Source organism: Arthrobacter sp. PM3, from assembly GCF_003352915.1.
In the GTDB taxonomy this organism is placed as follows: domain Bacteria; phylum Actinomycetota; class Actinomycetes; order Actinomycetales; family Micrococcaceae; genus Arthrobacter.
This window is the reverse complement of the sequence record NZ_CP022314.1, coordinates 1538086-1559103: the sequence shown is the minus strand read 5'-3', so window position 1 is coordinate 1559103 and position 21018 is coordinate 1538086. Positions and strand designations below refer to the sequence as shown.

General features: G+C 67.3%; 15 protein-coding genes and 2 tRNA genes. 12 read left to right on the top strand and 5 right to left on the bottom strand.

The window, feature by feature from the left end; genetic code table 11:
- Nucleotides 1–31: 31 nt before the first annotated feature.
- Nucleotides 32–2584 (bottom strand): aminopeptidase N, encoded by a 2553-nt coding sequence (gene pepN / locus CFN17_RS07175; protein WP_208750741.1) that lies wholly within the window; start codon nt 2582–2584, stop codon nt 32–34.
- A 196-nt stretch (nt 2585–2780) separates the two neighbouring features.
- Here pepN and CFN17_RS07170 point away from each other — a divergent pair, with 196 nt between their 5' ends.
- The 3 genes from CFN17_RS07170 to CFN17_RS07160 all read left to right on the top strand — a co-directional run bounded on the left by CFN17_RS07170 (nt 2781) and on the right by CFN17_RS07160 (nt 5372).
- Nucleotides 2781–3779 carry a hypothetical protein gene (locus tag CFN17_RS07170; protein WP_208750740.1) on the top strand — a complete coding sequence of 333 codons (999 nt, stop codon included), beginning with the start codon at nt 2781–2783 and terminating at the stop codon, nt 3777–3779.
- A gap of 148 nt (nt 3780–3927) precedes the next feature.
- Complete coding sequence (locus CFN17_RS07165; protein WP_208750739.1) at nt 3928–4419, top strand: ribose-5-phosphate isomerase; 492 nt, start codon at nt 3928–3930, stop codon at nt 4417–4419.
- Nucleotides 4419–5372 (top strand): Fpg/Nei family DNA glycosylase, encoded by a 954-nt coding sequence (locus tag CFN17_RS07160; protein ID WP_208750738.1) that lies wholly within the window; start codon nt 4419–4421, stop codon nt 5370–5372. Before CFN17_RS07165 ends, CFN17_RS07160 begins: the two co-directional genes overlap by 1 nt.
- A 92-nt stretch (nt 5373–5464) precedes the next feature.
- On the opposite strand, the gene CFN17_RS07155 is transcribed toward CFN17_RS07160, so the two are convergent.
- A tRNA-Gly gene (locus tag CFN17_RS07155) sits at nt 5465–5538 on the bottom strand.
- A 157-nt stretch (nt 5539–5695) separates the two neighbouring features.
- On the opposite strand from CFN17_RS07155, the gene CFN17_RS07150 reads away from it, so the two are divergent.
- The 6 genes from CFN17_RS07150 (at nt 5696) to CFN17_RS07125 (ending at nt 10935) form a co-directional block, all read left to right on the top strand.
- A tRNA-Pro gene (locus CFN17_RS07150) sits at nt 5696–5770 on the top strand.
- A gap of 68 nt (nt 5771–5838) precedes the next feature.
- Nucleotides 5839–7233 carry a trigger factor gene (gene tig, locus CFN17_RS07145; RefSeq protein WP_208750737.1) on the top strand — a complete coding sequence of 465 codons (1395 nt, stop codon included), beginning with the start codon at nt 5839–5841 and terminating at the stop codon, nt 7231–7233.
- A gap of 266 nt (nt 7234–7499) precedes the next feature.
- Complete coding sequence (locus tag CFN17_RS07140; protein WP_208751385.1) at nt 7500–8114, top strand: ATP-dependent Clp protease proteolytic subunit; 615 nt, start codon at nt 7500–7502, stop codon at nt 8112–8114.
- 38 nt (nt 8115–8152) lie between these two features.
- On the top strand, nt 8153–8812 hold the full coding sequence (locus CFN17_RS07135; protein ID WP_208751384.1) for an ATP-dependent Clp protease proteolytic subunit: 660 nt from the start codon (nt 8153–8155) through the stop codon (nt 8810–8812).
- Nucleotides 8813–8943: 131 nt separating this feature from the next.
- Nucleotides 8944–10233 carry an ATP-dependent Clp protease ATP-binding subunit ClpX gene (gene clpX / locus CFN17_RS07130; RefSeq protein ID WP_208750736.1) on the top strand — a complete coding sequence of 430 codons (1290 nt, stop codon included), beginning with the start codon at nt 8944–8946 and terminating at the stop codon, nt 10231–10233.
- Between the two features lie 84 nt (nt 10234–10317).
- Nucleotides 10318–10935, top strand: coding sequence for a DsbA family protein (locus CFN17_RS07125; RefSeq protein WP_261792398.1), 618 nt, complete (start codon nt 10318–10320; stop codon nt 10933–10935).
- Nucleotides 10936–11548: 613 nt separating this feature from the next.
- Here CFN17_RS07125 and CFN17_RS07120 read toward each other — a convergent pair.
- Nucleotides 11549–12022 carry a DUF6325 family protein gene (locus tag CFN17_RS07120; protein ID WP_208750734.1) on the bottom strand — a complete coding sequence of 158 codons (474 nt, stop codon included), beginning with the start codon at nt 12020–12022 and terminating at the stop codon, nt 11549–11551.
- A 256-nt stretch (nt 12023–12278) separates the two neighbouring features.
- On the opposite strand from CFN17_RS07120, the gene CFN17_RS07115 reads away from it, so the two are divergent.
- The gene (locus tag CFN17_RS07115) at nt 12279–12572 is read left to right on the top strand and encodes a putative quinol monooxygenase (RefSeq protein WP_208750733.1); all 294 of its coding nucleotides are present in this window, start codon (nt 12279–12281) and stop codon (nt 12570–12572) included.
- 92 nt (nt 12573–12664) lie between these two features.
- Here the strand turns inward: CFN17_RS07115 and valS are convergent, their stop codons facing one another.
- Nucleotides 12665–15283, bottom strand: coding sequence for a valine--tRNA ligase (gene valS, locus CFN17_RS07110; RefSeq protein ID WP_208750732.1), 2619 nt, complete (start codon nt 15281–15283; stop codon nt 12665–12667).
- A gap of 201 nt (nt 15284–15484) precedes the next feature.
- Here valS and CFN17_RS07105 point away from each other — a divergent pair, with 201 nt between their 5' ends.
- A complete protein-coding gene (locus tag CFN17_RS07105; protein WP_208750731.1) occupies nt 15485–16273 on the top strand; it encodes an SDR family oxidoreductase in 789 nt (262 codons plus the stop codon).
- Here the strand turns inward: CFN17_RS07105 and CFN17_RS07100 are convergent.
- Nucleotides 16270–17298 (bottom strand): endonuclease/exonuclease/phosphatase family protein, encoded by a 1029-nt coding sequence (locus tag CFN17_RS07100; RefSeq protein ID WP_208750730.1) that lies wholly within the window; start codon nt 17296–17298, stop codon nt 16270–16272. The two genes, CFN17_RS07105 and CFN17_RS07100, sit on opposite strands and share 4 nt — an antisense overlap.
- Before the next feature lie 353 nt (nt 17299–17651).
- Here CFN17_RS07100 and ileS point away from each other — a divergent pair, with 353 nt between their 5' ends.
- Entirely contained in the window at nt 17652–21017 is a 3366-nt protein-coding gene (ileS, locus tag CFN17_RS07095) for an isoleucine--tRNA ligase (protein WP_208750729.1), read from the top strand.
- Nucleotide 21018 lies beyond the last annotated feature (1 nt).

The window sequence follows — 21018 nt, the reverse complement described above, 5'->3', positions numbered from 1 at the left end:
CTGCGCAGGGCTCGCCTGTGGTCCGCCGGCCCTAGATGTCGGCCTGGCGGGCGCGCAGGGCGCGGACCACGCCGTCGCGGTTTTCCAGCATCATGCGGCGCAGCGCCGCGCTGTCCTCCGGCAGGGCGGCCAGGAACGCGTCGGTCCGGTCCACGGTGGCCTGCGTGGTCAGCTGGGCCGGGTAGAGCCCGACGACGATCTGCTGGGCCAGGGCGTGGGTGCGGCTGGCCACGATCCCCGGGACGGCTTCGAAGTACTTCTCGGCGTACGGTTCCAGCAGGGACGTGTCCAGGACCCGGGTGAAGCCGGTCACCGCGGAGCCCTGCAGGGCGTTGGAGAGCTCGCCCTTGACCACAATGGATTCCCAGGCCTCGGCCTTCGCCTCGGGGGTGGGGATGGCCGCCTTCGCCAGGGCTGCCGCGTTTTGTCCGTTGGCCGTGTTGTCCTGTGCCAGCTCCTCGTCGATCCGCTCCTGCCCGGCGCGTCCGCCTACGACGAGGGAGGCCAGCAGCTCCCACCGCAGGTCCTGGTCCACGCTCAGCCCGTCGAGGGTGAGCGAGCCGTCCAGCAGGCCGGAAATTGTATCCAGCTGCCCGGCGCTGCGGGCCAGCAGGGCGTAGGACTTCACGAACTGCAGCTGCGCGTCCGAGCCGGGCGGCACGGCCGAGGCGAGGTCCCAGAGGGTGTCGGCCGCGGCCACGGCGGTGGCCTCCTTGTGCTCTTCGGCCACGTAGAAGGTCAGGGTGGTGGCCAGCTGGCGCAACTGGACCAGGATCACGGAGGAGTCGGATTCCTCGGCAATGTTGGCCAGGATCAGGTCGACATAGCCGCGGGCCGGGCTGTCGCCGTCGCGCGCCGCATCCCAGGCCGAGCCCCAGACCAGCGTGCGCGGCAGGCTCCGGCTGAAGTCCTTCAGGTGGGCCGTCGCCGTGGCGAGGGACGTCGGGTCGAGCCGGACCTTCGCGTAGGCGAGGTCGTCGTCGTTGAGCAGGACGAGGTCCGGCCGGGCCAGGCCGGCGAGGGCCGGAACCTCGGTGCGTTCGCCGTCGACATCGAGCTCCTCGCGGTGCACGCGCTCGAGCTTGCCGGCGTCATTGAGGTTGTAGAAGCCAACGGCGAGCCGGTGCGGCCGGAGCGTCGGTTCACTCCCGGTGGCCGACTGCACGATCGCGAAGGAGCCGATGGTGCCGTCAGCGGCCGCGGCGATGTCCGGGGTCAGGGTGTTGACGCCGGCGGTCTCCAGCCACAACCGGCCCCACTGGCCCAGGTCACGGCCGCTGGCCTTCTCCAGTTCGGCCATGAGGTCGCTGAGCTCGGTGTTCTGCCAGGCGTGCTTGCTGAAGTACTCCCGGACCCCGGACATGAATTCCTCCGGACCCACCCAGGCGACGAGCTGGCGCAGCACCGACGCGCCCTTGGCGTAGGTGATGCCGTCGAAGTTCACCTCGACGTCCTGGAGGTCGTTGATCTCGGCGAAGATCGGGTGCGTGGTGGGCAGCTGGTCCTGCCGGTAGGCCCAGGATTTCTCCACGGAGGCGAAGGTGGTCCAGGCGTGGTCGAACTCGGTGTTCTCCACTGCGGCCAGGTGGGACATGTACTCGGCGAAGGACTCGTTGAGCCAGAGGTCATTCCACCAGCGCATCGTGACGAGGTCGCCGAACCACATGTGCGCGAGTTCGTGCAGCACGGTGATGGCGCGCCGCTCCACCTGGGCGTCGGTGACCTTGCCGCGGAAGACATAGCCTTCCAGGATTGTGACGGCCCCGGCGTTCTCCATGGCGCCGGCGTTGAACTCCGGCACGAACAGCTGGTCGTACTTCTCGAACGGGTACGGGCAGCCGAACTGAGCCTCGAAGAACTCGAAGCCCTGCCTGGTGAGTTCGAAGATGTTGTCCGCGTCCAGGTACTGCATGAGGGACTTGCGGGCGAAGATGCCCAGCGGGGTCACGCGGCCCTGCGCGGAGGTGACCTCGCTGCGGACCGACTGGTACGGCCCGGCGATCAAGGCCGTGACATAAGAGGACAGCCGCGGGGTGGGCGTGAACTCCCAGACCGAGCGGGCGCCGCCGTCTTCACCGGGAATGGTCTCCACCGGCACCGGGGTGGGGGAGTTGGAGACGACGTCCCAGTGCGAGGGCGCCGTCACGGTGAACGTGAAGCTCGCCTTCAGGTCGGGCTGTTCGAACACGGCAAACATGCGGCGCGAATCGGGCACCTCGAACTGTGTGTAGAGATAGACCTCGTTGTCCACCGGGTCCACGAACCGGTGCAGGCCTTCTCCGGTGTTCATGTAGGGGGCCTCCGCGACCACGAGCAGGTGGTTCTCGGCCGCCAGGTCCGGGAGCTGGATCCGGACACCGTCGGAAACCTCCGCCGGATCCAGTTCACGCCCGTTGAGGCTCACGCTGTGCACGGCGTGGGTGACAGCGTCGATGAAGGTCGACGACCCCGGCTTGGCCGAGAACTTCACGGCCGTGGTGGACCCGAAGACGTTCTCGCCGCGGGTCAGGTCGAGGCTGACCTCATAGGACTCGACGTCGATCAGGGCGGCGCGCTCGCGGGCTTCGGTGCGGGTCAGGTTCATACCGGGCAAAGGGGCCTCCAGAAGACGATGGATACTGCCGTCCGGCCGCAGCCGCCGGCGATACTGTGAAATTATTCTTTCACGTCAGCGCGCTGAGGCAAGGGAGCCGGCCACAGAGTTTCCCGCGGCAACCCCGCCGGAGGCGCGGATCCCGGCCCGCCGAAGGTGCGGGCGCGTCGGGGGTAGCGTTGGGAGTATGGGAAAGTTCAGGGACTCAGCCGACACCAGGGCGTTGCGCTTCGCCATCGGGTTCCCGCTCATGCTGGCGGCCGGATTCGTGGTGTGCGCCCTGCTGGTCCGCCCGGAACTGCCCGAACCGCTGGCCGTCCGTTGGACCGACGCCGGGGCCGCGGACTTCGCGCCGTTCGCCGCCGTGACGGGCGCCGGGGCAGCCCTGATCGTGGTGATCGGCTGGGCCGTGCTGCTGCAGGCCGTGCCGCTGTCCCGTCCCGCGATGATGCGCCGCATCATGATGGGTGCCGGGTTCTCCCTGAGCCTGTTCATCACCACGGTCCTCGCCGCCGTCCTGGTCGGCCAGATCGGACTGCCCGACGCGCGGGCGTCCCACGTGGACGTCTCTGTCCTGGCCCTGGGAAGCGGCCTGGCCGTTGGCCTGGGCGTCGTGATGGGATTTGTCTTCAAGGCTGACGAGCGCTGGTCCGTTGACGACGACCTCGCCATGCAACAGGCACTGGAACGCGAACAGGACCCGGAACTGGCCAGGGACCGCGTCGGCCTCTGGGTCCACGCCCGCAGTTCAATCTTCGTCATGCTGGGCATCGCCACTCTCTTGCCCGCCGCGCTCCTGAGTATTTCCGTCCCCTGGCTGGCCGGGCTGCTGGTGGCCGCGGCGCTCGTGGCGGCGGCGTTCCTCTTCGCCCGGATCCGGGTTGACCGCACCGGGCTGCGGGTCTTCGCCGCAGGATTTGTCCGCGTCATGGACGTCCCGGCCGCGGCCATCGACGCCGCCACTCCCCGGGAGGTCAGGGCGGCGGACTTCGGCGGTTGGGGCTACCGGATCCACGGGAACACCACGACGCTGCTGGTCAGCAGCGGCCCCGCGGTGGTGGTCGACCGCTCGGACGGGCGCCGGCTCGCGGTCAGCGGCGGCAGCGCCGTCTCGGCAGACAATATTGCCCGCACACTGTCCCGGGTGGCGGCCCGGGCCCGCCGGAACGGCGGAACACAGCAGTAAGAGCGGCCGGACACCGTAGTAACACGCCGGACCCGCACGTCACACGGACGCCCCGCGGCACGGCCCCCGGGGGCCCGGCCTAGTAGGCTTGGACCAGCCCCCACCCGCCCCCGGCCGCCGCCCGGCGCCGCAACCGAACGGACCCGCCGTGACCACTTCTGACTTCCCCCGCGTGCACATTGCCACCGACCACGCCGGAATGGAGCTCAGCGCCCACCTCGTCAGCCACCTCAGCGCCAAGGGCTACGAGGTGGTGGACCACGGGCCCAAGGTCTACGACGCCCTCGACGACTACCCCTCGTTCTGCATCAACGCCGCACTCGCCGTCGTCGCCGACCAGGAAGCGGGAACCCACGCCCTGGGCATCGTTCTGGGCGGCTCCGGCAACGGCGAACAGATCGCAGCCAACAAGGTCAAGGGCGTGCGCGCCGCCCTGGCCTGGAACCTGTCCACTGCGCAGCTCGCCCGCGAACACAACGACGCCAACGTGGTGGCTGTCGGAGGCCGCCAGCACAGTGTGGAGGAGGCTACCGCCATCATCGAGGCCTTCCTGGCCGAGCCGTTCAGCAACGACGAGCGCCACGTCCGCCGGATCGGCAAAATCGCCACCTACGAGCGCACCGGCGAGGTTGTCGTCTAGTGCCGGAAGGGCACTCCGTCCACCGGCTGGCACGCCAGTTCGGTGACGTTTTTGCGGCGGAGAGGCTGAGCGTCTCAAGTCCGCAGGGGCGGTTCGCGCCCGGCGCCGCCTTGTTGGACGGCCACGTCATGACGGCCGCGACAGCTCACGGGAAGCATCTCTTCCTTGAGTTCGACCACGGCGTGGTCCTGCACGTCCATCTGGGCCTCTACGGCGCCTGGGATTTCGGCGGGGATGCCGCGTTCCGCGGCGCCTCCAGCATCGGGGCGCCCCGGAAAGTGGGGGAGCGGGAGGTTTACGACGCCGGCGCGGACGCCGGGGCCGACGCCGCTGCATCGCCTGCGTACGCAGGGCCGCCGGCGCCGGTCGGCGCCGTCCGCGTCCGGCTCGTTGGCGCGCACGGCTGGGCGGACCTGCGCGGCGCCACGACGTGCGAGGCCATTACCGGGCCGGAGGCCGCGGGCGTCCTGGCCCGGCTGGGCCCGGACCCGCTGCGCAACCTGCCGGGCGACCGGGACACCTTCGCCGCCGTCGTCACCGGCAAACGCACACCCGTCGCTGCCCTGCTCATGGACCAGAAGGTGATTGCCGGCGTCGGGAATGTCTACCGGGCCGAACTGCTGTTCAGGCAGCGCATCAACCCGTGGCTGCCCGGGACGGCACTGTCATCGGACGCTGCCCGCCGGCTTTGGGACGATACCGCGGCCCTGATGTCCGACGGCGTCCGGGACGGCCGGATCATTACGACGCCCCCGCAGTACTGGGGTGCCGTCCGCGACGAACCCGCGGTGACGCCCGCCGACGGACCGGCGGCAGGCCTGCCGGACCCCGGCAGGTCCCACTTCGTCTACCGCCGGCACGGCCAGGACTGCCGCGATTGCGGAACCGCGGTGGCGCTTACGGAGCTGGGCGCCCGGAAGCTGTACTGGTGCCCGCAATGCCAGCAGGCCTGACCGGCGGAGAAGCAGTCCAGGATGAGGACGAAAAAAGCCCCTCCGGGGAGGGGCTTTTTTCTTCACATTCTTTACATGCCTCACGGCGTGCGTGGAGGGGACGACGGGAATCGAACCCGCGTAATCAGTTTGGAAGACTGAGGCTTTACCATTAAGCTACGTCCCCAGGAGATGTGCCTGATTTCAACGTGAATTTAGCAAGCTGAATTCGAGCAAAACTTCCGGTCGGCTGTTCAAGCCGGATACAACTAAACCTAATGCAGGGCCCCGGTGTCAAATGTGCAAATCAGCGCGGTATGACCGTAGACTGTTCTGTGCACTTACGGGGTGTAGCTCAGCTTGGCTAGAGCGCCTGCTTTGGGAGCAGGAAGTCGCAGGTTCAAATCCTGTCACCCCGACTCTGCAAGCACTGCCAGCCCGTGGCACTGCAGAACCCTATTCCCCCCACACCAGGAGTACTTAGACTGTGAAGAGCGCTGTCGAGAACCTCACCCCCACGCGGGTCAAGCTCAATGTTGAGGTCCCCTTTGAGGAATTGAAGCCCAGCATCGCAGAGGCATACAAGAGCGTTGCTTCGCAGATCCAGGTCCCCGGTTTCCGCAAGGGCAAGGTTCCCTCCAAGCTCATTGACCAGCGCGTCGGCCGCGGCTACGTCCTGGAGACGGCCATCAACGAAGGGCTCAACGGCTGGTACCAGGCTGCCGTGCAGGAAACGGGCATCCGCCCGCTGAGCCGTCCCGAGGTTGAAATCACCGAGGTTCCGGACCCGTCCGCCACCGACGGCGAGCTCAAGTTCCACGCCGAGGTGGACATCCGTCCCGAGATCGAGCTGCCCGACTACGCCGGCATCAAGGTCGAGGTTGCCGCGGCCGAGTCTTCCGACGCCGACGTCGACAAGGCCCTGGACGAGCTCCGCGGCCGCTTCGGCACCCTGAAGACCGTGGACCGCCCGGCCGCCGACAAGGACTTCCTGACCATCGATATCGCCGCCTCGATCGACGGCGCCGAGGTCGACTCCGCCGCCGGCCTGTCCTACCAGGTGGGCGCGGGCACCATGCTCGAAGGCCTCGACGAGGCCGTTACCGGCCTCAGCGCCGACGAAGACGCCATCTTCGACACCACCCTGGTGGGCGGCGAGCACGCCGGCGAATCCGCCCAGGTGAAGGTCACCGTCAAGGCCGTCAAGGAGCGCGAGCTCCCCGTCGCCGACGACGACTTCGCCCAGCTCGCCAGCGAGTTCGACACCCTGGCCGAGCTCCGCGAGGACCTCGCCAAGCAGGCCGCCGAGTCCAAGGTGGTGGAGCAGGGCGTCGAGGCCCGCGACAAGGTCCTGGACAAGCTCGTTGAGCTCGTCGAGGTTCCCGTTCCGGCATCGATCGTCGAAGAGCAGCTCGAGCAGCACTTCAGCGCCGAGAACGCCCACGGTGAAGGCGAGCACGACACCGAGGAGCACCGCGCCGAGGTCAAGGCCAACACCGAGCGTGCCTTCCAGAACGAGATCATCCTTGACGCCATCGCCGAAAAGGAAGAAGTCAATGTCAGCCAGAACGAGCTGATCGACTACATCGTCACCACCGCCAGCCAGTACGGCATGGACCCCAACCAGTTCGCGCAGATCATCGACCAGAGCGGCCAGGTGCCCATGATGGTCTCCGAGGTCCGCCGCCGCAAGGCACTGGCCGTCGTCCTGGGCCAGGCTGAGGTCACCGACTCCGAGGGCAACAAGGTTGACCTGAGCGAGTTCGTCCGCCCCGGCGACGAGGCCGCTCCGGCCCCCGCCGAGGCCGTCGAGGACGAAGCTTCCGAGGAAGCAGCTGCCGACGCCACGCCGAGCGATGACCCGGCAGCAGTGAAGTTCTAGCAATATCGCGAACGGCCCCTGGATCACCGATCCGGGGGCCGCTTGTTTTAAACCACGTGTCCTGGCCTTCTGTCCCGGCTTCTGTCTTCGCCGCCAGGGGCGTTCCGGCAATCGTGCGCCGACAGCGAACAGCCCCGCGCCCGCGCACAAACGGGCCCGGAAAACCGTTAGTGTCCATGTAGGAAAGTTCAGTGATGTCGTTCAGTGAGATCACCGTCGCCAGTGAGAGGTAAGTACATATGTCACAGCAAGCAGGGGCACCCCGGATGGCCACGGTCGACCCGGCAGCCCAGGATAACTACATTTACAACCGCCTGCTGAAAGAGCGCATCATCTGGCTCGGCTCCGAGGTCCGCGACGACAACGCCAACGCGATCTGCTCACAGCTGCTGCTGCTCTCGGCGGAAAACCCCGAGAAGGACATTTACCTCTACATCAACTCGCCCGGCGGCTCCGTAACCGCGGGCATGGCCATCTACGACACCATGCAGTTCATCCCTAACGATGTGGTCACCGTGGCAACCGGCCTGGCCGCGTCCATGGGCCAGTTCCTGCTCTCCTCCGGCACCAAGGGCAAGCGCTACGCCACCCCCAATGCCCGCATCCTCATGCACCAGCCCTCCGGGGGCATCGGCGGCACGGCCTCGGACATCAAGATCCAGGCCGAGCTGATCCTGCACATGAAGAAGGTCATGGCCGAGCTGACCGCGGACCAGACCGGACAGACCGTGGAAACCATCCTCAAGGACAACGACCGCGACAAGTGGTTCACAGCAACGGAAGCCCTGGAATACGGCTTCTTTGACAAGATCGCCGCGCACGCCGGATCCGTGGCCGGCGGCGGCGGAACGAACGCCAACGGTTCCACGGCCGGGAACTGACGGGCAGGTAGCGAGAAATGACTTCAGGAGCAATGAACATGAACTACAACTTCGGATCGACCGCCGGCCACATGCCGAGCAGCCGCTACGTCCTGCCGCAGTTCGAAGAGCGCACGCCCTACGGCTTCAAGCGCCAGGACCCGTACACCAAGCTGTTCGAGGACCGCATCATCTTCCTCGGCGTCCAGGTCGACGACGCCTCGGCCGATGACATCATGGCGCAGTTGCTGGTGCTCGAGTCCACCGACCCGGACCGCGACATCACCCTCTACATCAACTCCCCGGGCGGCTCCTTCACCGCCATGACCGCGATCTACGACACCATGACGTACATCCGGCCCGAGATCCAGACCGTCTGCCTGGGCCAGGCGGCCAGCGCCGCCGCTGTGCTCCTGGCCGCCGGCACCCCGGGCAAGCGCCTGGCCCTGCCGAACGCGCGGGTCCTGATCCACCAGCCCTCGCTCTCGGGCGGCCAGGGCGGCCAGGCCTCGGACCTCGAGATCCAGGCCGCCGAAGTCATGCGGATGCGCTCCTGGCTCGAAGACACGCTGGCCCGCCACTCCGGCCGGACGCCGGAGCAGGTCAACAACGACATCGAGCGGGACAAGATCCTCACCGCCGCCGAGGCCATGAACTACGGCCTCATCGACCAGGTCCTGGATTCCCGCAAGATCAAGCCCCAGGCCATCACCCGCTAACCAGCACCAGGCGACGCCGGTGCGGCACCTTCACATGGCCGCACCGGCGTCCGCTTTCCACCCATCGGGCCCAAAGTGACCTAGAGTGGAACATGTCACAGCCAGCAGCAAGCTACTAAAGGGGTTCACACATGGCTCGGATTGGCGAGAGCACGGATCTGCTGAAGTGTTCTTTCTGTGGAAAGAGCCAGAAGCAGGTCCGCAAGCTCATTGCCGGGCCCGGCGTCTACATCTGCGACGAGTGCATCGAACTCTGCAACGAGATCATCGAAGAGGAACTCGCCGAAGTAGCCGACCTCGGCAGTTTCGAACTGCCCAAGCCCCGCGAGATTTTCGACTTCCTGCAGGAATACGTGATCGGGCAGGAACCGGCCAAGCGCTCGCTCGCCGTCGCCGTCTACAACCACTACAAGCGGATCCAGGCCGGGCACGCGCCCAAGAGCGGCAGCCTCGCCGACGGCGTTCACCACGACGACGTCGAGATCGCCAAGTCCAACATCCTCCTGATCGGCCCCACCGGCTGCGGCAAGACCTACCTGGCCCAGACCCTGGCGCGCCGTCTGAACGTCCCGTTCGCGGTCGCCGACGCCACGGCCCTGACCGAGGCCGGCTACGTCGGCGAGGACGTCGAAAACATCCTCCTGAAACTCATCCAGGCCGCGGACTATGACGTCAAGAAGGCCGAGCAGGGCATCATCTACATCGATGAGATCGACAAGATCTCGCGCAAGAGCGAGAACCCGTCGATCACCCGCGACGTCTCGGGCGAGGGCGTGCAGCAGGCGCTCCTGAAGATTCTCGAGGGCACGGTCGCCTCCGTCCCGCCGCAGGGCGGACGCAAGCACCCGCACCAGGAATTCATCCAGATCGACACCACGAACGTGCTGTTCATCGTCGCCGGTGCTTTCGCCGGCCTCGAGGAAATCATCGGTTCACGGTCCGGGCGCAAGGGCATCGGCTTCGGCGCCCCGCTCAACGAGGTCAAGAACACTGCGGATTCCTACGGCGAGGTCATGCCGGAGGACCTGCTCAAGTTCGGCCTGATCCCTGAGTTCATCGGCCGGCTGCCGGTGATCACGACCGTCTCGAACCTGGACCGTCCGGCCCTGATCCAGATCCTGTCCACGCCAAAGAACGCGCTCGTCAAGCAGTACCAGAAAATGTTCCAGCTCGACGGCGTCGAACTGGTCTTCGACGAGGAAGCCCTGAACATGATCGCCGACCAGGCGCTCGAACGTGGCACCGGCGCCCGCGGGCTCCGGGCCATCATGGAGGAAGTGCTGCTTCCGGTCATGTTCGACCTCCCCAGCCGTGACGATATCGCCAGCGTCGTGATCACCGCCGACGTCGTGGCCAAGAAAGCCCCGCCGACAATGATCGCCCACGACGTCGTGGCCAAGCGGCGGAATAAATCCGCTTAATTCCCCGCTACACCCTCTTGGCGCGCCATGAGTGCGCCATGCCCTGAAGACTTTCGCCCCCAAGATTTCCAGAGGAGACCGCCTGTGTCTGAAACTGTTTCTAATAAGGCCGATTTCTGGTTCGATCCGATGTGCCCCTTCGCCTGGGTCACCTCCCGCTGGATCGGCGAAGTGGAAGACGTCCGCGACATCACGACCGAATGGCACGTCATGAGCCTCTCTGTGCTCAACGAGGGCCGGGACGAGCTGCCCGAGAACTACAAGGAACTCATGCAAAAGGCCTGGGCCCCGGTCCGGGTCATTACGGCCGCCGCCGAACAGCACGGCACCGGGTACATCAAGCCGCTCTACGATGCCATGGGCACCAAGATCCACAATGAAGGCAACAAAGACATCGACGAGGTCATCGCCAAGTCGCTGGCCGAGACGGGCCTGCCCGCCGGGCTCGCCGCGGCCGGGCAGTCGGAGGAATTCGACGCCCGGTTGCGGGCCAGCCACGAGGCCGGGATCTCGCTCGTGGGCCAGGACGTCGGCACGCCGGTGGTTGCGTTCAACGGCACCGCATTCTTTGGCCCGGTCCTAACCAGGATCCCGCGCGGCGAAGAAGCCGGACGCCTCTGGGACGCCACGGTGACCCTGGCTTCCTTCCCCTACTTCTTCGAAATCAAGCGCAGCCGCACCGAAAGCCCCGTCTTCGACTAAACCGCGGCGCCGCCGGCGTCCCGAATGGGCAGGGGAAGAATTACTGACGTGTAATTCTTCCCCGCCCCTTGCGTTTGGGGGTGACCGGGATCACAATTGATCTTACCCACTTCGAAAGAATTGGGACGCAGGAACCAAAGATTCAGTGACACTTATCCGACGCAGCCTTCGGCAAAGTCAGATGATGGCTACCAGTGACGAGGTAGGAAGACCTGGAAATCTAAGGATCCCGCCAGATTGTCTAAGACGTCACGTGACAATCGAAAAGTCGAAGCCCCACCAACGGCAAAACGCTGATGGGGCTTCCCCTTTGCCCAAAAGAGGGCGGCCCAAGAGTAGGCCCGCGAATAGTCGGATCAAAAATTGTGTACGGTGCGCATGACCTGGACGGGTCATGCGCACCTGTGTTTGCCGGGAGCCGCCCCGGTGGTGTCCGCCGCGGGGTTAGTCGCGTCGGTCGCGCCGGTCGTCCCGGCGGTCGCCGCGGTCGTCCCGCCGGTCATCCCGGCGGTCCTCCCTGCGATCGCCACGGCGGTTGATCCCGTGGGCGACCACAACGGCCCCGCCGACTGCGGCGGCGGTCCTGCGCATGCGTCGTGCTGCCAGCGGCATGTCAGGCTCCTTCTTTCGTTTCTTCGGTGGACTCGGCTTCGGCGTCGGCCTGGAATGCAGCGATGACAGCTTGGGTCGGGATCCGGCCGCTTGCCACGAGCTGGCCGCCGGCCTTGCGGACTGCGGTGCCGAACGGGGCCGCCCACTGGTTTTCCCAGACGAGCACGGCGGCGGAGTGGCCGGGTGCGATCGTCTCGGCAAGGTCCATGACGTCCTGCTCGGAGAGCACCATGGCCAGTTCGGCCTCGGCCGTGCGCAGTTCGCCGAGCTCGCTCGGGTCGAGGTCGGAAATCTCGGCCGTCTCAAGCGTGCCGTCCTCGGTCTTTCTCAGGAACACCATGTCGAGCACCCTGATGAGGTCACGCTGGACGAGGTCCTCCAGGAACGGGGCGACCTGGCCCTTGCCGAAGTCGGGACCCGGGAACTCCACGACGAGCCAGTCCACCGGCCCCAGTTCATCGAATATCTCAGCCATGCGGATGACCTCCGTGTCTTCTTGGGTGGAAGGCGATCCGACGGACCGCCGCAGCTTCATTCTGTGCCCCCGGCGAGGTGCGGCGCCTCATCCGCTCCGGGTGACCTCGGCGGCGACCCGCACGGGTTCAGGGCCGAAGGAACAAGCCCGGCGGCCCGGCTGTTGCTTCCAGTGACAGGGCAGCGGCTCCGGTGCCATGATCTCCGGGCATCCCGCCCGGTTTTGTCCTGTGCCCACCTGCGAACATTGGAGTGCCATGCCCGTTACAGCCCACCTTGACCTGACCCTTAAAGCGGAGGCCTTGCCCACGGCGCCGGCGGTGCTCCGCGACATTCCCTCCGATACGCGTGACTTTGACGGCTGCCTCGGCGTCGACGTGCTGGTTGACAGCAATGATCCGGCGCACTTTCTGGTGGTCGAACAGTGGGTGTCGATGGAACACGACGCCGCCTATCGCGCCTGGCGGGCAGGCGACGGCGCAAGCGGATTGGGAGAGCTCCTGGCAGCCCCGCCGGTGCTGACACACTTCGGGACGTCCTTCGAAATCTGAGCCTCCCTGACACGCCGAAGGGGCCCCCGGTCCGGATCAGAACTGCTTCCCCGAACCGGACCGGGGGCCCCTTCTAGTGCTTCCGCCGGAGACTACGCCTGGGCGGGCTCCTCGGGAGCTGCCAGCACCACATCACTGACGGCCAGTTCACCTTCGCCGGCCACAAGCGCGATCTCCCGCGCGTTGGCCGCGGCCTTCAGGTCCGCCAGGCCGGCCTTGAGCTGGGTGATGATCCCTTCCGGCGCCGTGATTGCGGCCGAGAGCACCTCGGTGCGCTGCTTGACCTTGGCTTCGGACTTGGCCTTGCGGATGCCGCTGAGGGCGGTGCCGACCGTCGCCAGGAGCGTCGTGTCGCCGTCGACCTCCACCGCGGCCGGCCACTGGGCCCGGTGCACCGACCCCGCGCGCCACCAGCTCCAGACTTCCTCCGTGGCGAACGGCAGGAACGGTGCGAAGAGCCGCAGGAGCGTATCCAGGCTCGTCGCGAGGGCGGCCAGGACGGACGCTTGCTGCTCCTCGCCGGCGGCGCCGTACGCGCGGTCCTTGATGAGCTCCACGTAGTCGTCGGTGAAGTTCCAGAAGAAGCTCTCCGTGATCTGCAGCGCCCGGGCATAGTCGTAGCCCTCGAACGCCTTGGTGGCCTGCTGGACGACGTCGGCAAGCTGGGCCAGGACGGCCCGGTCCAGGGGGTTGCTCAGCACGGACAGGTCGCCGGACGCCACAGAGTCCTCGGTGGCGCCCAGGTTCAGCACGAACTTGGAGGCGTTCAGCAGCTTGATGGCCAGGCGGCGGCCGATCTTCATCTGGGCGATCTCGTACGCCGTGTCCGCCCCGAGCCGGGCCGAGGCGGCCCAATAGCGCACGGCGTCGGAGCCGTACTCCTCCAGCACATCGGTGGGAACAATGACGTTGCCCTTGGACTTGGACATCTTCTTGCGGTCCGGGTCCAGGATCCAGCCGGAGATCGCGGCGTGCTTCCACGGCGCGGTCTTCTGCAGTGCGTCCGCGCGCACGGCGGAGGAGAACAGCCAGGTCCGGATGATGTCGTGGCCCTGCGGCCGCACGTCGAAGGGGTAGACCTTGGCGAAGAGTGCCTCGTCGGTGCTCCAGCCGCCCACGATCTGCGGGGTCAGGGAGGACGTGGCCCACGTGTCCAGGACGTCGGCGTCGCCCGTGAAGCCGCCCGGCACGTCGCGCTGGGCTTCCTCGTAGCCGGGTGCGGCGTCGGCGGCCGGGTCCACGGGCAGCTGGGCGTCCGCGGGCAGGATCGGGGCGTCGTAGTCGGGGTTGCCGTCGGCGTCCAGCGGGTACCAGACCGGCACGGGCACGCCGAAGAAGCGCTGGCGGGAGACCAGCCAGTCGCCGTTGAGCCCGGAAATCCAGTTCTCGTAGCGGGAACGCATGAAGGACGGGTGGAACTCGATCTCGTTGCCGCGGCCGATCAGGCGCTCGCGGCGGTCCTCTTCCCGGCCGCCGTTGCGGATGTACCACTGGCGGGAGGTCACGACCTCGAGGGGCTTGTCACCCTTCTCGAAGAAGTTCACCGGGTGCATGATCTTCTTCGGCTCGCCGTCCAGCAGGTCCGCCGCAGCGAGGAGCTCCACCACGGCCTCCTTGGCGCTGAAGACGGTCTTGCCGGCGATCGCGGCGAACGCGCCACGGCCTGCTTCGGTGGTGATCCAGTCCGGAGTGTCGCCGATGATGCGGCCGTCGCGGCCCACGATCGCGCGGGTGGGCAGCTGCAGTTCACGCCACCAGGTGACGTCGGTGAGGTCGCCGAAGGTGCAGACCATGGCGATGCCCGAGCCCTTGTCGGCCTTGGCGAGCGGGTGGGCCTTGACCTCCACCTCGACGCCGAACAGGGGAGAGGTGACCTTCTTGCCGAACAGCGGGCGGTACCGCTCGTCGTCGGGGTTTGCCACCAGCGCGGCGCACGCGGCCAGCAGTTCGGGGCGGGTGGTCTCGATGAAGATCTTCTCGCCGTCGGCGGTGAAGAACGGGTAACGGTAGTAGGCGCCGGCGACCTCGCGGTCCTCCAGCTCGGCCTGGGCCACCGCGGTGCGGAACGTGACATCCCACAGGGTGGGCGCCTCGGCCATGTAGGCGTCCCCAGAGCCCAGGTTGGCCAGGAAGGCGCGCTGGGAAATCGCGCGGGACTTGTCATCAATGGTCCGGTAGGTCAGGTTCCAGTCCACCGACAGGCCCAGGGTCCGGAAGAGGTGCTCGAAGACCTTCTCGTCCTCGACCGCGAGCTCTTCGCACAGCTCGATGAAGTTCCTGCGGGAGATCACATCGAAGTCGCGCTGGTTCTTGGCGGGCTCGGCCGGGGGACGGTAACCGGCGTCGTAGGCGATCGCCGGATCGCAGCGCACGCCGTAGTAGTTCTGGACGCGGCGCTCGGTGGGCAGGCCGTTGTCGTCCCAGCCCATGGGGTAGAAGACGTTCTTGCCGGTCATGCGCTGGTAGCGGGCCAGGACGTCGGTCTGCGTGTAGGAGAACATGTGTCCGACGTGGAGGGAACCCGACGCCGTCGGCGGGGGAGTGTCGATCGAGTAGACCTGTTCCCGGGTGGTGTCCGGATTGAACTTGTAGGTCCCTTCGTCAAGCCAGCGCCGGGTGAGGGCGGCTTCCAGCCCCTCGAGGGCGGGCTTGTCCGGAACGTTGATGGGGGCGGTGGTGGGCGTGTCTGTACCCTGCGTGTCTTCAGCCATGGGTCAATTCTTCCATGGCAGGCGGCGCCGACCTGCAGGAGCATACTCAACGGGACAATTCCGGGACAATTCCGGGACAATTCCGGGACAATTCCGGGCCCAACACGGCCGGAAGCTTCGTGATCAAGCGCGTCCGGGACGCCCCGCGGACGACGACGGCGGCCCGCGCGGGCGCCTCGGGCTTGCCGTTAGGGTGGTGTCATGACTGAGGGAACCCACAACGCAGGAACTGCAAATACAACAACAGCAGCCAAAGCGGCAGTAGTGACCGGCGCCAGCACCGGCATCGGCGAAGCCACCGTGCGCGCCCTGCGCAAGGAAGGCTGGACCGTGTTCGCGGTGGCCCGCCGTGCCGACCGGCTCGATGCGCTCGCCGCCGAGACCGGCGCCGTCGCGCTTCCGGCGGACGTGACCGACGACGCCGACATCGCCAGGCTGCTCGATGAGGTGACCCGGGCCGGCGGCATCGACACCCTGATCAACATCGCCGGCGGCGCCCGGGGCGCCGACAAGGTGGCCGAGGCCAAGACCGGGGACTGGGAGTGGATGTACCAGGTCAACGTGCTGGGCAGCATGAAGCTGATCCGTGCGTTCCTGCCCATGCTGCGGGCCTGCGGCGAGGGCACGGTCCTGAACCTCACGTCGACGGCCGGCCTGGCGGCCTATGAGGGCGGCGGCGGCTACAACGCGGCCAAGTTCGCCCAGCACGCCCTGACCGGCGCCCTGCGGCTTGAAGAGGCCGAGCACAACGTCCGGGTCATTGAGGTGGCCCCCGGCCTGGTCCAGACGGAGGAGTTCGCGCTGAACCGGCTCGGGGACCGGGACGCGGCCGCCAAGGTCTACGCCGGCGTCGAGAAGCCGCTGACCGCCGCGGACGTCGCGGACGTGGTCCGCTACGCCGTCGCCCTCCCGCATCACGTCAACCTGGACGAGATCGTGATCCGCCCGGTGGCCCAGGCCTCCAATTTCAAGATGATCCGGAAGGGCTAGCCGGCGTCCGCCGGGATGCTGAGAGTGGCCACGACAGCGGCGTGGTCCGTGCCCGGCACCTGGTGCACCGCGTAGGCGCTGCCCTGGATCTCAGTGCTGGTGACGATGTGGTCGATCGTGATGCCCGGCAGCGGCAGGCCGTCCATGGGCCAGGTGGGGATCAGCCGCGACCCGGCCGCAACGCCGACGTCCGCCAGCGGCCGACCGCCGTCTCCAGCCAGCAGCTGGCGGAACTCGGCGTGATCGTAGGTGGCATTGAAATCGCCGATCAGCACCACGTTCCCGGGGCGGGCGGCCACCTTGCCCAGCGCGGCGAGGTCCTGCCGCCACCGCGTGACGCCGGCATCCACCGGCGGCTTGGCGTGCACGACAGTTACCTCCACGGTCGCGGACCCGTCCCCGAGGACGGGCCGGAGCCGGACCGTCGGCATGACGAACTGGGAATCCGGCACCATCCCCGTCAGCTCCAAGGGGTGGACGGAGAAAACCGCGGTGCCGGAGGCGCGGGCGGCGGGACGGCTGACCCGGTGGGGCAGCAGGCCCGCCAGTCCCGCGGCGTCCAGCCGCTCCTCCAGGGCGGGTGTGTGTTCCTCCACGGCCAGGAGCCCGATGCCGTTGTCCCGGACCAGCCGGACGATCGCGGCCGCATCCGCCTCACCATGCAATGCGTTGATGTTCATCACCTTCAGCTCCACCCGCCGGGTCGCTGCGCCCGGCGCCGAACGGGCCAGGCCCGGCGCGAAGATCCAGAACAGCTGCAGGGCCAGCAGCGCCGTCGTCGTCGCGAACAGCCAGGCGCGCCGGCTCAACGACGCGAAGGCGACCCCGGCGGCGGCGGGGACCGCGAGCCAGGGCGTGAAGGACAGGAGCTGGACCACCAGCCGTGGCCACGCACCCGGGACCGCCCGGAAGACAGAGAGCACCGCCACCGGGGCCGCGGCGAGCAGTGCGAGGACGAGCCACGCCGTGGCCCGTCGCGGCGGGGGCGGAATCCGGCCGCTGCGGCCCGGGCCTGGTCCTGACATGCTCCTGAGTCTAGGCCCCGGATGCCGTTCGGCAACGGCTTTTTTCGGGTAACATCGACGTAGCAGCGTTGATCCGGCCATCACCGGGGAGCTTCCGGAAGAACACCCTCGCATGCGGCGGCGACCAGCAGCGCAAGCCGGGCCAGTAGAACCGGACGGGTAAGCCCGTCACAGCAGTAATGAGCGGCCGACGCCGGTGCACCACTTTCTCGAATGGTTTTTCGAAAAGATACGCATCCGGTACCGGTAAGTGAGGTGGTACCGCGGTGCCCGCGGTGTCGAAAGACAACGCAGGGGCCGTCCTCGCATCCTGAATGAATACATGTGTTCGCCGCTCAACCCAGGATGTCGAGATGACCCATTACCCCAAGGCTTCAGCCGCACCCTCCGACGCCAGCAGTTCCTCCTCCGCCGGAGTGTCCGCTTCCGTCAAATTCCCGGAGATCGAGGAGCGCATCCTCAAGTACTGGGACCAGGACGGCACCTTCCAGGCGAGCATCGACCAGCGGGATTCTGATCTTCCTGGCGGAAAGCGCGGCAGCAACGAATTCGTGTTCTACGACGGGCCGCCCTTCGCCAACGGCCTGCCGCACTACGGCCACCTCCTGACCGGCTACGCCAAGGACCTCGTGGGCCGGTACCAGACCCAGCGCGGACGCCGCGTCGAGCGCCGCTTCGGCTGGGACACCCACGGCCTGCCCGCCGAGCTGGAAGCCATGAAGCAGCTGGGCATGACGGACAAGACCCAGATCGAGGCCATGGGGATCGACAAGTTCAACGACGCCTGCCGTGCCTCCGTGATGAAGTACGCCGACGAGTGGAAGAGCTACGTCACCCGCCAGGCGCGCTGGGTGGACTTCGACAACGACTACAAGACGCTCAACGTCGAGTACATGGAGTCCGTGCTGTGGGCCTTCAAGCAGCTGCACGAAAAGGGTCTGACCTACAACGGCTACCGCGTCCTGCCGTACTGCTGGAAGGACGAGACGCCGCTGTCCAACCATGAGCTGCGCATGGACGACGACGTCTACAAGAACCGCCAGGACCAGACCGTCACGGTCACCTTCCCCATCACGGCCGGCGAATCCGGGCTGTCCCGGCAACTCGCCGGGGTGCAGGCGCTCGCCTGGACCACCACGCCCTGGACGCTGCCCACCAACGCTGCGCTCGCCGTCGGCCCGGAGATCAGCTACGTGGTCCTGCCGGCCGGCCCGAACGGGATTAAGGCCGCCGCGGCCGACGCCCCGGTCACGGGGTCCTTCCTGCTGGCCGCGGACCTCCTGGGCGCCTACGCCAAGGACCTCGGCTACGGCGACGGCGCCGAGGGCGTGGCCGCCGCCGAGGCTGCCGTCACCTCCCGGCACGCCGGCGCCGAGCTCGAGGGGCTCAGCTACGAGCCGCTCTGGGACTACTTCCACGACGCCGAAAAGTACGGCACCGAGAACGCCTGGCGTTTCCTCGTGGCCGACTACGTCACCACCACCGACGGCACCGGCATCGTCCACCAGGCTCCCGCCTACGGCGAGGACGACCAGAAGGTCTGTGAAGAGGCCGGCATCCCCGTGGTCCTCTCCGTCGACGAGGGCGCGAAGTTCCTGCCCCTGTTCAGCCACGGCCCGCTGGCCGGGATCGCCGGGCTGCAGGTGTTCGAGGCCAACAAGCCCATCACCCAGGCGCTGCGCGCCCAGGGCCGGCTGGTCCGCCAGGCCAGCTACGAGCACAGCTACCCGCACTGCTGGCGCTGCCGCAACCCGCTGATCTACCGCGCCGTGTCCTCCTGGTACGTCGAGGTCACCAAGTTCAAAGACCGCATGTCCGAACTCAACCAGGAGATCAACTGGATCCCTGGCAACGTCAAGGACGGCCAGTTCGGCAAGTGGCTCGCCAACGCCCGGGACTGGTCCATCAGCCGCAACCGCTACTGGGGCAGCCCCATCCCCGTGTGGCAGTCCACGGACCCGGACTACCCGCGCACCGACGTCTACGGTTCCCTGGCCGAGATCGAGGCCGACTTCGGCCGGCTGCCGCTGAACAACGACGGCCAGGTGGACCTGCACCGGCCTTTCATCGACGAGCTGACCCGCCCGAACCCGGATGACCCCCGCACCCCGGAAGAGGGCCAGTCGGTGATGCGCCGCGTCGAGGATGTCCTGGACGTCTGGTTCGACTCCGGCTCCATGCCCTACGGCCAGGTGCACTACCCGTTCCAGAACGAGGAATGGTTCGACACCCACAACCCGGCGGACTTCATCGTCGAGTACATCGGCCAGACCCGCGGCTGGTTCTACATGCTGCACATCCTTTCCACCGCGCTGTTCGACCGCCCGGCCTTCCGCAACGTCATCAGCCACGGCATCGTCCTGGGCTCGGACGGGCAGAAGATGTCCAAGAGCCTGCGCAACTACCCGGACGTCTCCGAGGTCCTGGACCGTGACGGTTCCGACGCCATGCGCTGGTTCCTGATGTCCAGCCCGATCCTGCGCGGCGGCAACCTTGTGGTCACCGAGCAGGGCATCCGCGACGGCGTCCGCCAGGTCATCCTGCCGCTGTGGAACGTGTACAGCTTCTTCACGCTGTACACCAACGCGGCTAACGCTGCAGCAGGACAAGCGGCCGGCTATGACGCGAAGCTGCGCTACGACGGCTACGCCGACACCCTGGATACGTACCTGATGGCGAACACGGGCGACCTCGTCCGGCACATGACCGCCCAGCTGGACAGCTACGACATCTCCGGGGCCTGCGACGAGCTCCGCGGCTACCTGGACATGCTCACCAACTGGTATGTCCGTCGGAGCCGCCAGCGTTTCTTCGACGAGAACGCCGACGCCTTCGACGCCCTCTACACGGCGCTCGAAACCGTCTGCCGGGTCGCGGCCCCGCTCCTGCCGCTGGTCACCGAGGAAATCTGGCGCGGCCTCACCGGCGGACGCTCGGTGCACCTGGCCGACTGGCCGGACGCGGACCTGTTCCCGGCCAACCCGGACCTGGTCGAGGCGATGGACCGGGTGCAGCAGATCTGTTCCACCGGCTCCTCGCTGCGCAAGGCCGCGAACCTGCGTGTGCGCCTGCCGCTGCAGGAGCTCACCGTCGTGGCGCCCGGGGCTGCGGCGCTGGAAGGCTTCGCCGCCGTCGTCGCCGATGAACTGAACCTGCGTGCCGTTCGCGTGCTCGACGCCGACACCGCCTCCCCGGAGGAGTTCGGCATTGAGCAGAAGCTCGTGGTCAACGCCCGCGCCGCCGGTCCGCGCCTGGGCAAGAATGTGCAGCAGGCCATCAAGGCCTCGAAGTCCGGCGACTGGTCTGTCAGCGGCGAGGGCACGGTCACCGCCGGCGGACTCGAACTCGAGCCGCACGAATACACCCTCGAAACGGTCGTGGCCGAAACCGCGGAAGGCGCCGGTTCCCGGGCTGCCGCCGTGCTGCCCGGCGGCGGGTTCGTGGTCCTCAACACCGAGGTCACCCCGGAGCTTGAGGCCGAAGGAGCGGCCCGCGACATGGTCCGCGCCATCCAGCAGGCCCGCAAGGACGCCGGGCTCAACGTCAGCGACCGGATCCACACCACCGTCACCGCGACGCCGGAGATCATCGACGCCCTGCTGGCCAACGAGGAGCTCGTCACCGCCGAGACCCTGACGGTCCGGCTGGACACTGTCCCGGCCGACGTCAAGGAACCGCAGGTCAGTGTTGCGAAGACCACCGCAGAAGTAGGGGCGTGAA